This is a genomic window from Acidobacteriota bacterium, assembly GCA_016715115.1.
Taxonomy (GTDB): domain Bacteria; phylum Acidobacteriota; class Blastocatellia; order Pyrinomonadales; family Pyrinomonadaceae; genus JAFDVJ01.
Genome location: JADKBM010000011.1, coordinates 656521 through 672852, shown reverse-complemented (window position 1 = coordinate 672852; position 16332 = coordinate 656521). Strand labels below are relative to the sequence as shown.

The following is a 16332-nucleotide window of genomic DNA, read 5'->3' as shown; positions in this document are numbered from 1 at the left end:
ATGAATCCGTGCCTTCGATTACCGGAAATGTCGCGAACGATGAAGTCAAAAGGTGTTGCCCCCCGAATCAGATCCGCGCGACCTTTTTGTCGACTGGGGGATGATCACTGAAAAGGGTAACGGCTGCGGAGTTCTTCCGCGCGGCGAAGGTCGTCCAGCGCCTTGGACGGCTCTTTTCGATTCCGAAAGATCTCGGCCCGCCCTAGGAACGCCGCCCACAGCAGGCCGTCGATATCGAGCGCCTTCGTGAAATCGCGAAACGCCCGGTCCTCCTGTCCGATCTTCACGAATGCGGCGGCTCTGTTCACATAAGCCGTCGCCAGATCTGGCGAAAGCTCGATCGCCCTGTCAAAATTCCTGATCGATTCTTCGTAAGATTTCTCGGAAAGATAAAGCAATCCCAAATTCTCGTACGCTTCGGCGAAGTTCGGAGAAAGAGCGATCGACTTTTCGATGTCGAGCTTTGCCGCCTTTAGTTTGCCAAGTTTCAGGTAAGCCAGCCCGCGATTATTGTAAGGGTATGAATGCCGCGGATCGAATCGTATCGACTGGTTGAAATCGCTGATCGCTTCCTGCAGTTTGCCCAATTTGAGCAGACCGAATCCGCGATTGTTCAACGCAAATGTATCATTCGGCTGAAGTTCGACCGCCCTTCCGGCATCGGCGACCACGGCTTCGTAATTGTAGATCTTTGAATGGGCAACCGAGCGAGCGATGTAGCCTTTGGCGCTCGACGGGTCGAGTTCGATTGCCTTGGTCGCGTATCTGACTGCGTCTTCAAATCTTCGCAGAAAAACGCAGACGCGCGACAAGTGGTAATGCCCGACGACGTTCTTCGGCTCGAAAGCAACAAAACGTTCCAAGTCCTCAAAGGCCGCCTCATACCTTTTGAGCAGCGAATAAACGGCGCCTCTTGAAAGAAGAAAACGATATTCCCGCGGCCTGAGTCCGATCAAAGTCGTGTAATCCGCCGCCGATTCTTCATACTTCGAGAGTTTTGAGTAACACCACGCCCGGAGTTCGATCAGTGCGGCTTCTTTCGGGTATGCGGCAATTCCGTCGGAGAGCGCCGTGACGGCTTCAGCGTATTTTCCGTCCTTGATCAACTGATCGGCGTACCGGCCAAACTGCCGAACGGTATCAGGATCCGGAACACGTTTCAGGCCTTGGGGAAACGCCGTCAGGATCAATGCCAATACAAACGCCGCTGCCGGCACCGCCTTTCGCATACGGCCTCATACCTCGACGATCGTCGTCACGATCACAGGTTTCGTCCCGATCGCCTTTTGAATGAAGCGCTTGAGGTGGATTCGGAGCGTTTCCTGAAGCCAGCTTTTGTCCGCCATTTCCTGCGGGGTCATTCCCGCGACGGCTGCGGCGATCGCCTCTTTCGCACCCAAAAGGACACCATTTTTCGCGAGTTCGATTCCGGCGACCCCCTGGAACGAGATCCGCGGTTCGGAAGAAAGCTTCATCGTGTCCTTGTCGATGGTCACCACCATCGACACGGCGCCGCCGGAAGCAAGTTTCTTGCGCTCGCGGATCGTTTCGTACTCGATCTCGTTGAGCGATTCCTCGTCGATGAACGAACGTCCGAGTTGATGGTTCTCGACGACGCGCGCTCCCGACTCGTCGATCTCAAGATGATCCCCGTTCTCGATCAGGATCACGTTCTCGTCCGAGTAGCCTTCGATATGATTCTTGGCGAATTCCTTGTGCCGGAAAAGCATACGGTACTCGCCGTGGATCGGGATCAGATACTTGGGACGTGCCGTTTCGATCATAATCCGTATGTCTTCCTGCGAAGCGTGCCCCGAAACGTGGATCAGACGCCGTTTTTCCTCGATGATGTTCGCGCCGCGTTTGTAAAGATGCCCGATCATCCGTGAAATGCTTTTTTCGTTGCCGGGAATGATGCGCGCCGAAAGAACGATCGTGTCGCCCTTCCCTACTTCGAGTCCCTTATAGCCGGTCGTCGCCAGATTCCAGAGCACGGCGCGCGACTCGGCCTGCGATCCGGTGACGAGATAGACGATCTCGTCGTCGTTCAACGACCGCGATTCGCCAATCCCGACGAGCAGTTCTTCCGGAATGTGCAGGAGTGAAAACTCGGACGCGAGCTCGACGTTCTTCTGCATCGAGCGGCCGAGAATGCAGACCTTCTTGCCGAATTTGTCGGCGACGTCGAAAACGATCTGCAGACGGTGTATGGACGACGCGAAGGTCGAAACGAAGATCCGTCCCGGAGTGTGCTCGAAGATCTCCTCGAACGCCGGAATAACGGCGGTTTCTGATGGCGTCCGTCCCTCGACGGTGGCGTTGGTCGAATCTCCGAGGAGCGCGAGAACACCTTCGTCGCCGTATTTCTTGAGAGTCTTGAGGTCATACGGCTTTCCGATCACGGGCGTGTCGTCGATCTTGTAATCGCCGGTATGGATGATCGTGCCGAGCGGCGTTTTGATCGCCAGCGAAAAACAATCGACGAGCGAGTGCGAAGCGTGGATGAACTCGATCTTGAAGCTGCCGACTTCGGCGACGTCGTTTGGATGAACCCGGTGGAGAAGCACGTCGTCGAGCATCTTGTGCTCGTCCAGTTTTTTTTCCGCCAGTCCGAGCGTGAAGCGCGAAGCATAGACCGGAACGTTGAATTTGCGCAGAAAATATGGCAGCGCGCCGATGTGATCCTCGTGTCCGTGGGTGAGTATCAAAGCCGTCAGATCGCCGCGATAGTCTTCGAGGAAGTCGAAGTTCGGAATCGAGATATCGACCCCGTAAGGTGTTTCTTCCGGGAAGCCCATTCCCGCGTCGACGACGATCATTTCGTCGCCGCATCGAATTCCCATCGAGTTCATCCCGAATTCGCCGATGCCGCCCAATGGAATTATTTCAATTTTGTCCAAAATTAATTTCCTCTTTTGCCCTTTATCGTGAAAGTCTGAGTTTATTCTTTTTCGGCATCAATGACAATTTTCAACGAACTCGCCGTTTCTTCGTTTTCAAACTTGACAAAAAAATAATGTTTGCGTAGGATACGTTTAACAATTCGGCCAAGGGGAGTAGATAGCCCTAAACGGTTCGGTGAAATCGTCAATACAATCGCAGCTGGAAGCGCGGTTCGGTTCATCGGAGTGAATATCAAGACCTTGTGCGACCTAAACTGTTGAGTTTAACGTCGGCACTGGGTCTTTTCCTTTTGCCGGCAAGGTTGAAACCGAATTCCATAAACCGCGTTCTTGCGCGGGTACGGTCTGGAGTCGGCGAGCTAAGGTTGGCCGACGGCGGAGTTGGCCGAGATATCGAACAAGGGAAGGTAACGAACAAGGGCAGGTCGGTCAACTTCGCTGTTTTTCAATGAAGAGTTTTATCAAAAGCTTTTGACATCTTTTTTCGCGCGGCGATTCGAATCTTCGGCTCGCAAGGCGTCTTATAACCCTAGGAAAAACAAGGGTTTATTTTATATTTTAAAGAAACTGGCTGGTTAATCTATTGGAGGAATCTTAGGAAATGTTATTTCCATTTGCGGAGTATTGGTGGTTTTACAGCATCTTTTTAGTCTTCGTTCTGTTTATGCTTGCGCTTGACCTCGGGGTCTTCAATCGCAAGTCGCACGTCGTTTCGTTCAAAGAAGCGTCTATCTGGAGCATCGTTTGGGTAACGCTCGCACTGGTTTTCAACTTCATCTTTTATTCGTATGCATCGTCCAAGTTCGGTGCCGACGTCGGAACGCGGCTCGGGCTGGAGTTTCTTACGGGTTACATTCTCGAGTATTCGCTGTCGATCGACAACATCTTCGTTTTCGTGCTCGTCTTCAGCTATTTCGGGATCCCGGCGAAATACAAACACCGCGTGCTCTTTTACGGAATTCTCGGAGCGCTTGTCTTCCGGGCGATCTTTATCGGGATCGGCTCGGCGCTGATGCAATTCCACTGGGTGATCTACCTCTTCGGCGGCTTCCTGATCATAACCGGGATCAAGATGTTCTTTACCAATCACGACGAGATCGAACCCGAAAAGAACCTTCTGATCCGGTTCGTCAAAAAGTTCATCCCGGTCACGCACGAGATCGACGGCAAGAGTTTCTTTATCCGCAAGGACAAGACGCTTTACGCGACGCCGCTCTTTATCGCGCTGCTGTTTCTCGAAGCGACCGATATCATCTTCGCGGTCGACAGCGTCCCCGCGATCTTCGCCGTCACGAACGAACCGCTGATCGTGTTCACGTCGAACATTTTCGCGATCCTCGGACTGCGGTCGATGTACTTTATGCTCGCCGGCGTCATCAACAAATTCCATCTGTTGAAATTCGGACTGGCGATCGTGCTTGTCTTTGTCGGACTGAAAATGGTCTATCTCAACGACGCTTTCGGCGGGAAGTTCCCGATCTCGTACAGTCTCGGGTTCATCCTTTCGACGATCGCGATTTCGATCATCGCGTCGCTGCTTTTCCCAAAAGAAGAAAAACCCGTTCTCGAACCGGAGAACGCGGGCTGAATGTCTCCTCCTGGCTGAAACAACGCCTCGGGCGGACGCGCGCGCGTCCGCCTTTTTTTTCGACTTTCGACGCGCGCGGCGAGTCTAACGGTTTGAATGAATAACCGATTGTTCCGAAAGATCATCGCCGGCACGTTTTTGGGGATCGTCCTGGGATTCGTTTCAGCCGTCGCGCAGACCGAAAAGGAAGAGACGATCCGGGTCGAAACGAGCCTCGTCAGCGTGCCCGTTGTCGTCAGTGATCGCCAGGGACGATACATCGTCGGATTGACAAAAGCGGACTTCGCGATCTCAGTCGACGGGAAACCGCAGGAAACCGCTTTTTTCGCCTCGGAGGAAGAGCCTTTGCGGGTCGCGATCCTGCTCGACACAAGCCGCAGCACCGAGGGAATTCTCGGCAAGATCAAAAAGGCGGCGAAGGAATTCGTCAGGGTCCTGGGCCCGGCCGACAGCGCGATGATCGTTTCATTCGATTACGACGTGCACATCAATTCCCCGCTCACGTCGGACAAGAGACAACTCGAAAACGCGATCAAGGAGGTCGAGATCGGCGAGATCCCCGGAACGGTGATGCGCGACGCCGTCTTCGATTCCGTTACGAAACGGCTTTCGGCGGCGACCGGGCGCAAAGCGATCATCTTGCTAACCGACGGCAAGGATTTCGGGAGCTATGCCTACGAAAGCGAACTTCTGCGGACGCTCGAGGAATCGGATGTGATGATCTTTCCCATCTTCTACGAAACGACGATGATGATGCAACGGTTCCCGATGCGGCGCAACGGCCGGATCGGCGACCGGAACTTCCCAAGGCGGCCGCGCAACGAGGAACGAGTCCGCCGTCGGGAAGAGATCGCGAATGAGCGGGCCCGCGAGTATCTCGAAAAGATGTCGCAGCTGACCGCCGGAAGGTTCTACGAAAAGAAGGACAACGATCTGAACGAAATGTTCCTCGCGATCGCCGATGAACTCCGGCGCCAGTATCGGCTCGGCTTCTATCCTGATGAAACCGCTGACAAGACCGTCGCGCGCCAGATCAAGGTACGGGTCAACCGAAGCGATGTTTCGGTCAGGTTCCGCACCAGTTTTCGTCTCAAAAGATGATCAGTCGAGAACGGGTTCAGAGAGCAGCACCCATTGTTCGAGCGTCAGATCCTCGGGGCGGAGCTTTGGATCGATGCCATTCGCCGCAAGATGCTCCAACGCGGTTCGTTCCCCAAACAGCTTCTCGTTCTTTAAGTTGTTGAGGATCGTCTTTCTCTTCTGCCTGAATCCAAGGCTCACGATCATCGAAAATCGCTTCGGGTCAACGATTTCCAGTGCCGGTTTGGGGATCAAGCGGACGACGGCACTCTGAACCTTCGGCGCCGGACGGAACGCGTTCGGCGGAACCTCGAACAACTTCCGAGACTCGAAATATGCCTCGATCAAAACCGTCAGGTAACCGCGTTCCTTGTGGCCCGGATCGGCCGTTATCCGTTCGACGACCTCTTTTTGAAGCATCAGCACCATTTCTGAAAAACACCCGCGATAATCGATCAGATACTGGAGGATCGCTGTCGAAATGTTGTACGGGAGATTCGCGACGAGTTTGGCGCGCGCGGGTTCCGCGTCGAACGCTCGAATCAAGATTCCGAAATCTACCCGCAGCGCGTCGTCCTCGATCAACCGAAAGTTCGCGCGATCGCCGAACTTTTGACGAAGGAGCGGGATCAAGTCGGTGTCGAGTTCGATGGCAACGACGTTTGATCCCTTTTCAACCAGTTTTCCCGTCAGAGCGCCGCGTCCCGGACCGATCTCGACGACCGTTTCGTCCGGCCGCGGATCGAGCGCCCGGATGATCTTGTCGATGCAGTTGCCGTCCGAAAGGAAGTTCTGACCGAACGAGCGCTTGGCAAACGGTTTTGAACGTGTGTGATTTTTCATTGGCTGGAATTTTCTCTCCCGCACGCACGGCGATTTCGGCAAAATTTGTAGTATTATTTCAAAAATTCGTTTTGCGATCGGGGCGTATGCCGTTTGCGGAAAGTCAAACGTCAAGAAACTCGAAAGCGAACCGGACCTGGAGAAGTTAGTATGTTCCAAAAGTGTTCCAAGCTGATCCTGCCATTGCTCCTTTTGGCTGCAATAAGCGCCTTTGCGGAAGTCGACCCGGACCCTGATTCTCCGTTGCCGATATTAAAGAGTATCTCAGCGATTTCCGATGCGAAACCGACGAAGCGTGTTTTGGAGTCAAAGCCCGAAGTTTTACGGCCCGGCGCCGAAACGCGCGCGGTTGCGATCCTGTCCAACGTCGAGTTAATCAACGGCGAGGGCGCAAACGCGTTTCGGGTCTTTCTGATTCAGAAAAGCGGACGGGTATTCGAACTTCAATCCGAGGACCTGCGGCAGATCGGAAAACGGGACTATTCGCTCACGTTCCGCTTGTTCGACCCGAACGGCTTTCGCGGGCAGCCTGTCGGCGACGGTGAATCGGTCGTTTACGTCACCTGGCGCGGGCTCGCGACAAATCCGCTCAAGATCTTGGTCGGAAGATCCGGCGGAGCGATCGACATTCCGGCGTTCTTGAAACGGCCCGAGATCGTGAAAGCGGAACCGACAGCGGATCTTGTCGGCTATCGGTGGTCAGGCGACCGCACGCGATTCCTCGAACAGGCGACGTTCGGTCCGACGACCGAGACCGACAATCGAATTCGGAGGATCGGACTTCGCACGTGGCTCGCCGAACAGTTCGAAATGCCGTATCCGACGCTTCCGTATCCCGAAATCCCTCTGATGCCGACCGCGCCGCCTTCATCCTGCTCACAAACGACGGCACCGTCCTGTTATAGGGAACGCTATACCCAGATGCCTCTGCAGCAGTGGTTTTTCAAGGAAGCATTTTACGGAGACGCGCAGCTCCGGCACCGTATGGCGTGGGCACTCGGCCAGATCTGGGTCACTTCGGGCCTGACGATCCAGCAGTCGAGCCATATGATCGCGTATCACAAGGTTCTTTCGGACAATGCGTTCGGCAATTACCGCGACCTTATGTATGAGATGACGCTCAATCCGGCGATGGGCGAGTATCTCGATATGATCCGAAGCACGAAAAACAATCCGAACGAAAACTATGCACGCGAGATTCTTCAGTTGTTCTCGATCGGTTTGTTCCGTTTGAATCCCGACGGGACGCCGATTCGCGACGCCCAGAACAACACGCTTCCGACCTATGATCAGGCGACAGTCAACAATTTTGCGAAAGTCTTTACGGGATGGAGCCACTGCAACTCCGCCCAGTGTCCGAACGCGATTCCCGGGACTCTGAATTTCAAGGATTCGATGGCGCTCAATCCCGCCGGTCACGACACGACCGAGAAAACGCTTCTCGACTATCCGAACGTCGTAAACCGGACGGTGGCGGCCTGTGCCGATTGCTCGACGCCCGAGCAGATAGCTGCGTACGCGAACGCTTCGCTCAATCAGGCGCTCGACAACATTTTTTATCATCCGAACACGGCGCCGTACGTCAGCCGCGTCCTGATTCAGCATTTTGTCACCAGCGACCCGTCTCCGGCGTATGTCGAACGCGTGGCGAACGTTTTCGCCAATAACGGCCAGAACGTGCGCGGCGACCTGAAAGCGTTGCTGCGTGCGATCCTTCTCGATCCGGAAGCGCGCGGCAACTTGAAAACGGCGCCGCGTTACGGCAAGCTTCGCGAACCGGTTCAATTAGTGACGAATCTCGGCCGGATCTTCCCCGCGCGATCGTGGAACGGAGAGTCGATCACCGACGGCGGCCTGAATTCGCAAATGACGAAGCTCGCCCAGAGTCCGTTCTACTCGCCGTCCGTTTTCAATTACTTTCAACCCGAATACGTCGTGCCCGGGACGACGCTCAACGCGCCCGAGTTCGGACTGTTGAATTCGAGCCTCGCGACCAATCGGACGAACTTTCTCTACGTGCTCGTGTTCGACGGCTACGCGCCGAACGCCACCGATTCCCTGCGCGGGATTTCGCTCGACCTGAGCGAAGCGATCGGCGCCGCCGACGCCGATCCGACCGGAAACGGTCTGCTTGATCATCTCAACAACAAGATGCTCCACGGCGCGATGTCGGCGGAACATCGGGCATCTCTGCTGGGTGCGATCAGCGTGATTCCTCCGACAAGCTCGGCGTTGCGAGTAAAGCAGGCGATCTATCTTGTATCGGCGTCGTCCCAGTATCAGATCCAGCGTTGAGCGTAGAAACAGGAGAAACCAATGAAGTCAAACAGACGAGAGTTCATTAAGAAGTCAGGCGGCGCGCTCACGATGGCGGCGCTCGCCACACAAATCGAGCATTTCGCAACGCTCAACACCTTTGCCCAGCGCTCGGCCCGGAGATCGGATGCGTCCGTTCCGGCAGATTACCGGGCGCTCGTTTGCATCTTCCTGTCGGGCGGCAACGACGGCAACAACACCATCGTTCCGAACCATAACGATCAAAACGTCAGCAATTACGCCGCATATTCCGCGGCGCGCGGAGCGCAGGGACTCGCGATCGCACAGACTGCGCTCTTGCCGATTTCCGTTCCGCGAATCGGAAACCTGACATACGGGCTGCACCCGAATTTCGGAACCGTTTCCGGCGGCATCAACAACGGCATCCACGAACTCTGGGCGCAGGGAAAACTGGCGGCGGTGACGAATGTCGGAACTCTCGTCGCGCCGATGTCCCGGGCGCAATATCAAAACGGTTCGGTGCCGCGGCCGATGCAGTTGTTTTCGCACACCGATCAAGTCAATCAACATCACACCTGCCGGTCCGACAGGGTTACCCTGACGGGCTGGGGCGGCCGCGTCTCGGATCGGCTGACGACGCCGGCGAATCCGTCGGCTCTCGTTCCGACGATCAGTTCACTAGGCGGAAACGTTCTTTTTACCATCGGCGACACGACGCAACCGCTGACGCTGTCGCCCGCCCCGACGCCTCTCAGCAACGTGCTCTCGCTTGTCGGATACAACAACACGCCGATCGCGAACGCGAGACTGGCGGCACTGAATGAGGCGATGGCCCTCGACCCGGGACAGGAATTGATCACCGCTTCGAGCAGTTTTCACCGCCAGGCGCTGGAGATCAGCCAGGCACTGAGCAACACCCCCGAAGCGACGACCGCGTTTCCGAACACCGAGATCGGAAACCAACTCAAGCAGGTCGCGCGGATGATCAAATCCCGCGGAACCCTGACGATCAACCGACAGGTGTTCTATTGCCGGCTCGACGGTTTCGATACGCATAACGGACAAAATGGCGGCCAGGGTGGGCTGTTCACGCAGTTGAGCCAGGCGATGCGCGCGTTTTACGAGGAAATGCTCGTTCTGGGCTTGAGCGATAAGGTGACCCAATTCACGATGTCGGATTTCAGCCGAACCTTCAACCCTGCGGGTTCAGGAGTCAATGTCGGCAGCGACCACGCGTGGGCAAATCATTCGTTCGTCCTCGGCGGCTCCGTTATCGGCGGTAACTTCTACGGTGTCAACACTTCAAACGGGACGCCGTTCCCGACGCTGGTTCAAAACGGGCCGGACGACGCGGATTCGGGATCGACGGCCCGCGGCCGCTGGATCCCGACGACGTCGGTCGAACAGTACGCGGCGACGCTCGCTTCGTGGTTCGGACTCGAACCGGTCGATGTTGGATACGTTTTCCCGAATCTGATCAATTTCCCGACCCAGAATCTCGGATTTATGCTGCCTTAGGATAGCCGGTGATCTCGTGATCGATGCCCAGACGGCGGATCTCGACGTCATCGAGTTTGATGACCTCGTCGAACGACCCGGCCCCGCGTCCGCCAACGGCGAGCGGAGCCTCTCCGCCGATGATGATCGGCGCGACGATAAACGTTGCCTTGTCGATTAACCGGGCGTCGCAGAATGCCCCGGCGATCGCGGTCCCGCCTTCAACCAGAACGCTCTGGATCTCGCGCTTCCGCAATTCATCCAGCACCGCGGAGAGATCGCGCGCATCGACGCGGACGAGATCGACGCCTTTGCTTTCAATCAGCGCGATCTTCACGGAATCTTCAGAATTCGATATCACGATCGTCGGCGTTTCGCGGGCGTCGGCCACGACGTTTGAAGTAACCGGAATCTGCAAACGGTTGTCGAGCACAACGCGGACGAGCCGACGCCGGCGAGGTTTGCCACTGCGGTCGGTGAGCGACGGATCGTCGACTGCGACCGTATTGCCGCCGACGAGGATCGCATCGTGTTCGTGGCGGATTTCGTGCACACGTTTGGACGATTCCGGACCCGAGATCGCGGTCGAAATCGAACTTCGCAAGGAGATCCTCGCATCGAGGCTCATCGCGAGCTTCAAATGAACGAACGGGCGACGTTTGTTGTGCCAGACGCAGAACTTCTCGTTCAGGCGCTCCGCCTCGTCGCGCAGAAGCCCCGTAACGACCTCGATCCCGGCGACCCGCAAGCGCTCGAACCCTTCGCCTGAAACAAGCGGATTGGGATCTTCGATCGGACACACGACGCGCCGGATGCCGGCACCGATCAGCGCGTCGGTGCACGGCGAAGTCCGCCCGTGATGCGAATGGGGTTCAAGCGAAACGTATGCCGTTCCGCCACGGGCTCGTTCGCCGGCCTGTTCAAGCGCGAGCACCTCGGCGTGCGTCACTTTCTCGAATTCGTAGCTTCCCTCGCCGACGATCTCGCCGGACTTCGACACGACAACGCATCCGACCAAAGGGCTCGGACTGACGAGGCCGACGCCGCGCGCGGCCAATTCAAGCGCGCGGCGCGTCATTTCAACGTCGAACTCTGAATGATTGCTTTCCAAATCGAGGTTAATTGAACAGTCCGTTGACGTATTGCTCGGCATCGAAGACCATCAGATCGGCGACCTGTTCGCCGACTCCGACGTAGCGGATCGGAAGGCCGAGTTCCTTCGCGATCGCGACCGCGATTCCGCCCTTTGCCGTGCCGTCGAGTTTCGTGAGCACGATTCCCGTGACATCGGCCGTTTTCATAAACTGCCGCGCTTGTTCGAGTCCGTTCTGTCCGGTCACGGCGTCGATTACGAGCAGCGTTTCGTGCGGCGCGCCTTCGACCTCGCGGGCGGCGATGCGCTTCATCTTTTCGAGCTCCGCCATCAGATTGGATTTATTGTGGAGCCGTCCCGCCGTATCGACGATCAAAACGTCGGCATTGCGCGCCTGAGCGGCGCGGAGCGAGTCAAACAAGACCGCCGCCGGATCGGTTCCCTGCTTCTGCTGGATGATCTCGACTCCGGCGCGCTCGGCCCAGATCTCGAGTTGGTCGCTCGCCGCAGCGCGGAACGTGTCGGCGGCGCAGATCAGAACCCCGTTGCCTTCGTCCTTGATCCGCTGGGCGAGTTTGCCGATCGTCGTCGTTTTGCCGACCCCGTTGACGCCGACGACCATCAGGACGTACGGTTTGATGTCAAGATCGTACTTCGTCTCGTCAACGATCCCGCGTTCGGTCGAATGCTGAAGGATCGTCAGCAATTCCTGTTTCATTATGCGTTTCAGCGCGTCGAGGTCGTTGATCTCCTGACGCGAAACGCCGCGGCGGACCGCGTCGAGGATCTGCATCGTCGTCGAAACGCCGATGTCGGTCGAGATCAGCATCTCTTCGAGTTCGTCGAGAAACTCGTCGTCGATCCTCTTGCGGCCCTCGAAGATGGTGTCAAGTTTGTTGTTGATCGAAAAACGGGTCTTCTCGATCGCGTTGTAGAACCTGACGCCGATCGCCTTTTCCGCTTCTTCTTCCTGTTTCTGAAGTTGCTCGATCGATTTGTCGAGTCCTAGAACTGAGGTTGAAAACTTGTCTTCGTCTTTTTTTCTTCGCCAAAAAAATCCCATAATTCCCTTTTCGGAGTTCTATTTGCGCTTCTCGGGTCCAAGGTCAGACCGTCCAAACTCCCGCGCCTATCCCGAACCATTGATTATAGAAAAGAACGCGGGCAAAGAGAAAGGCGGGAATCGGTTTGAACCGCTTCCCGCCCCGAGTCGACCGATCGCCGCGCTAACTCCTGAACAGATTAAGTTTCTCGGAGTTCTTATAAAGCGCGAATCCGAGAACGACCGAGAAGACAACCGAGAAATAGAACGAGGCCAACGCGGCGATCGCCTTCGCGGGAAGATTTCCGACGCTCGGCAAATTGAACGGAAGAAAGATCAATGCCAGAACGAAACCGACGACGCCCGACGCGATCGCGACGATCAGTCCCATAAAGAGTATCTTGACATAGTCGACACCGAGTATCCGGATCGTTTCAAGTCCGATCTTCGGATTCAGGGTCGCCACGAACGAGCGGGTGTAGCCGGCCACGAGGCACGCCGCCGGCAGATAGAAAAAGCCCCAGAGCAATGCCGCCCCCATCAGCAAAAGCAACGGCAACGCCATCTTCAGGAATCCGGAAACCATTTCGTTCCTTTCCTTCTCGAGCGTCTCCGGCGTTTTTCCGATCCCGGATTCAAGCTGTTTCTTGCGCTGCTCGCGGATGAACTCGTCCATCTTGCGGAAACGCTCCTCTTCGTTTTCTGAGGAGTTCATATCGCCGTCGCCGAACGCTTCATTGAACTTCTTGATCTCTGAATCGTTCGCGAACGGATTCTGCTGGGCGGCCGTTTCCTTGTTATTCAGATTCGAGACGGACTTCACAGCGTAAACCGCCGATCCGACCCCGATCACGATAAAGAGGCCGAACGAAACGAGATAGACCGCAACGCTCAGAAAGAACGGATGGACGACGTCGTCCCAGAGCGAGAAGTCGTCCCAGCTCGGCATGAAATTTCGGGTCGTAAACCCTTGCGAGAAGTTCTCCAGAACATTCGTCAGAATCCCGAAATAGAGCATATTGCTGAGCATATAGCACATCAGCGATGCCGCCATCAGGAAAAACCCGCCGAAAGACGATGCGCCCTGACCGATCGTGAAGATCATAAACAGAACCGCGCCGAAGAAAAGACTGGCCTTGAACTTGAACGGATAGGCCAGTGCGCTGGCAAAATCGCCGAATCCGAAGCCCCCGTCGACGGCCGCACGATACATTGCGGCCTGTTCGCCTTTCGATCTTGCTTGCTCGATGCGTTGGCACATCGCGCCGCAAAACGGGCAGATCCGGACGGTGCCGCCGTACGACTTCGGGCAGAGCTTGCAGAAGACGTTGGCACAGGTTTCGCAAACAAAAAATGCCTGTGATTCCGGATGCATCGAGCAAGCCTGCGGCAGATCGGAGAAGACCGGAGAGGCAAAGGGCTCGGCCGCGGCCGGTGATTGGTTAAAGGGCGATGTTTGCGGTTCGATGCGATTGACGCTGAAACCCGACGTCGCCGGGCTCACGAAAGCGTTCGTCGGCGGCGCAGACCGGGCAGGAATAGCTTCAACGATGTTCGTCCGGTACGGATCCGCCGTGTTCGGGACCGGCTCGGCACGGTGCGGCGTGACCGGAAAATTCGTCGTTTGAACCGTCGCCGGAAGACCATTGGTCTCGCCGCTGACGGTCGAGGTCGTGACGGGCGGCGGTGCGCCGCTCTCTTTGGCGTTGAAAAACGGCACGAGAGCCGGCACGCGGCGCGCTTCGATCCAGCGCAGATTCCCGCGCCGGACTTTGTCCTGGGGCAGAAGCGAGCCTTCACCGATCCATTGCGTCAGAACCTCGAAGGTGGCCTCATAAACCTGATCGCCGATGTCGATCTGCCATATTTCCTGAAAGTCGGTTACGTTCATAATTGGAAGTTGGTTTGCGGGCCGACGATTCCGCCGGTGATCTGAACTTGACGTTTGACTCTACGCGACACGTCTTTCGAACAACTTCATACACTCCGGATCGTCCGCTTCCGTTTGCGGCTTGGGCTTGACCAATCCGCCGACGGGCCGGACCTCACCGGTCTCACAAGCGTGGATCAGGGCTTCGACGACCGCACCGTCGTACCGCGTGCCGATAAAACTGCGTATGCGATCGAGCGCCGCCCCGAGTTCCATTCCCTTGGAATACGGCCGATCGGTGGTCATCGCGTCGAACGTGTCGGCCACGGAAACGATTTTCGCTTGAAGAGGAATTTCATCGCCTTTGAGTCCTTGCGGATAGCCTTGACCGTTGATCATCTCGTGATGCATATACATACCCGGCAAGAAATCCCGCATTCTGGGAATCTGCGACATTATCTTGAACCCGCGTTGCGGATGGGTCTTCATCACTTCGAACTCTTCGTCCGTCAATGCCGATGGTTTCTTCAGGATCGCGTCATCGATCGCGATCTTCCCGACATCGTGCAGCAACGCGCTGATGCGAAGAGCTTCGAGTTCATCCTCCGACATCCGCATACGTTTGCCGATGGCGATCGAGAACCGCGCAACGCGTTCCGAATGGCCACGCGTGTAGCGGTCCTTGCCGTCGATGGCGGCGGCAAGAGCTTTGACCGTTCCGACGAACAATTCGCGATTCTCCTCGGCGGCCCGTGCGAGTTTTTCGATCTGTTCCTGGACCTTGTCGCTCATCAGATTGAACGCTTCTCCGAGCGTGCCGATCTCGGAGAAATTCTTCGTTTCGACGCGCGTCGTGTAATCGCCGACCGCGATCTTCTGCGCGACCCCGACGAGGTCGAGGATCGGAACCGTCATCATTCGCGCGAGGATCAAACCGACGACCAGCGCGACGAACCCGAAGCCGAGGCAAATGAACCAGACGCTGCGACGCATTTCGGCGACCGATGCGAGAGCGCGGCTCTCATCCTGCATCGCGACGACACCGAGTTTTAGTTCATTTCGGAGATTCGCCGTTGAATAGGCGCCGATCATCTCGTGTTCCTTTCCGTCGTACTCGGTCGAAAAGGGCACGAGGGCCGATTGGACCTGGGCGCTCGCTTCCATCCATTCCTGTACAATTTTCAACGAGCCGAACGACTTCTGATTCGTGACGACGCTCGCGTCCGGATGAAAAACCGCGTTGCCGCGTTCATCGACCACAAGGATCATCGGCAGACCGGACTTCCACAATTCGTCCTCAGACATCGGCCGCGTCTCGGCCATTATTCTCGATATTTCGCGCAGCGAAACGACGGCCATCACGGTCGCCGCAACCGTGTTGTTGATTACGACGGGTGAGCCGATCGGAAGCACGATCTCGCCACTCGACATGATCTTTTGAGGCTTCCCAAAGACGAGCTTCTTGTTTTCGAATCCCGCCGATAGACCCGATGCGATGCCTTCCAGCTCTTCAGTCGCGGCAAATTTCGCCCGCCGGACGGCGATCGACTCGCCGCCGACCGGCTTGATGAACAGGGCGATAAGATACGGATTTTCCTCAAGCGTCGAACTCAGCTTCACTTCCGTTTGAGGTGATGAGAGGACGGAAAAATCATTTGAGAGCTCGAGCGCCTTTGCATAGCTCCCGACGAGGTCGGCATAACGCTGGCCGAAAAGCTCGATCTGACGCGCTTTGTCCTGCACTAACTGAGTCTGGTAACGGCCTTCGAGAGCCCGGAGTTCCTTTGCGCTGCGGTCGGACAGGGTCCAGCTCGTCAACAGCAGCGGCAATAGACCGACGGCCAGAAGCGTCAGTACAACGAAGTAAATTAGACTTATTTTCGTCTTCATCTTGAGGATCGAGATGCAGGAGCGACGAGCGTCGCTGTACTATTCTAACGCAATGGTGAAACGGGGGTCAACAAGTTTTAACAATTCAGTGCAGAGTGCAGAGTGCGAGATAGTGCAGAGTGCAGAGAGCAGAGAGCCGAGTGCAGATAGCAGAGAGCCGAGTGCAAAGTGCAGAGTGCATAGTGCATAGTGTTGAGAGCATTCTGCACTCTGCTCTATGCTCTATGCACTCTGCACTATCTCGCACTC

At 56.2% G+C, this 16332-nt stretch carries 11 protein-coding genes; 4 read left to right on the top strand and 7 right to left on the bottom strand.

The features are described from left to right. Window positions 1-104: 104 nt before the first annotated feature. Complete coding sequence (locus tag IPN69_11535) at window positions 105-1229, bottom strand: tetratricopeptide repeat protein (protein MBK8811347.1); 1125 nt, start codon at window positions 1227-1229, stop codon at window positions 105-107. A 6-nt stretch (window positions 1230-1235) separates the two neighbouring features. Then, window positions 1236-2900, bottom strand: coding sequence for a ribonuclease J (locus IPN69_11530; GenBank protein ID MBK8811346.1), 1665 nt, complete (start codon window positions 2898-2900; stop codon window positions 1236-1238). A 604-nt stretch (window positions 2901-3504) separates the two neighbouring features. Here IPN69_11530 and IPN69_11525 point away from each other — a divergent pair. Both IPN69_11525 and IPN69_11520 read left to right on the top strand, forming a co-directional pair. Next, on the top strand, window positions 3505-4491 hold the full coding sequence (locus IPN69_11525; GenBank protein MBK8811345.1) for a TerC family protein: 987 nt from the start codon (window positions 3505-3507) through the stop codon (window positions 4489-4491). A 96-nt stretch (window positions 4492-4587) separates the two neighbouring features. After that, on the top strand, window positions 4588-5592 hold the full coding sequence (locus IPN69_11520; protein MBK8811344.1) for a VWA domain-containing protein: 1005 nt from the start codon (window positions 4588-4590) through the stop codon (window positions 5590-5592). Here IPN69_11520 and rsmA read toward each other — a convergent pair whose 3' ends face one another. After that, on the bottom strand, window positions 5593-6414 hold the full coding sequence (rsmA, locus tag IPN69_11515; GenBank protein MBK8811343.1) for a 16S rRNA (adenine(1518)-N(6)/adenine(1519)-N(6))-dimethyltransferase RsmA: 822 nt from the start codon (window positions 6412-6414) through the stop codon (window positions 5593-5595). It abuts the gene before it with no gap. Window positions 6415-6564: 150 nt separating this feature from the next. Between rsmA and IPN69_11510 the strand changes: the two genes are divergently transcribed. Next, window positions 6565-8709 (top strand): DUF1800 domain-containing protein, encoded by a 2145-nt coding sequence (locus IPN69_11510; GenBank protein ID MBK8811342.1) that lies wholly within the window; start codon window positions 6565-6567, stop codon window positions 8707-8709. 21 nt (window positions 8710-8730) lie between these two features. Next, on the top strand, window positions 8731-10209 hold the full coding sequence (locus IPN69_11505; protein MBK8811341.1) for a DUF1501 domain-containing protein: 1479 nt from the start codon (window positions 8731-8733) through the stop codon (window positions 10207-10209). Here IPN69_11505 and ribD read toward each other — a convergent pair. The 4 genes from ribD to IPN69_11485 form a co-directional block, all read right to left on the bottom strand. Next, window positions 10196-11299, bottom strand: coding sequence for a bifunctional diaminohydroxyphosphoribosylaminopyrimidine deaminase/5-amino-6-(5-phosphoribosylamino)uracil reductase RibD (gene ribD, locus IPN69_11500; GenBank protein ID MBK8811340.1), 1104 nt, complete (start codon window positions 11297-11299; stop codon window positions 10196-10198). The two genes, IPN69_11505 and ribD, sit on opposite strands and share 14 nt — an antisense overlap. Before the next feature lie 7 nt (window positions 11300-11306). Next, window positions 11307-12344, bottom strand: a complete 1038-nt coding sequence (gene ftsY, locus IPN69_11495; GenBank protein MBK8811339.1) for a signal recognition particle-docking protein FtsY — start codon at window positions 12342-12344, stop codon at window positions 11307-11309. A 163-nt stretch (window positions 12345-12507) separates the two neighbouring features. After that, entirely contained in the window at window positions 12508-14214 is a 1707-nt protein-coding gene (locus tag IPN69_11490) for a hypothetical protein (GenBank protein ID MBK8811338.1), read from the bottom strand. Window positions 14215-14274: 60 nt separating this feature from the next. Beyond that, entirely contained in the window at window positions 14275-16083 is a 1809-nt protein-coding gene (locus tag IPN69_11485) for an HD domain-containing protein (GenBank protein ID MBK8811337.1), read from the bottom strand. Between the last annotated feature and the right edge of the window lie 249 nt (window positions 16084-16332).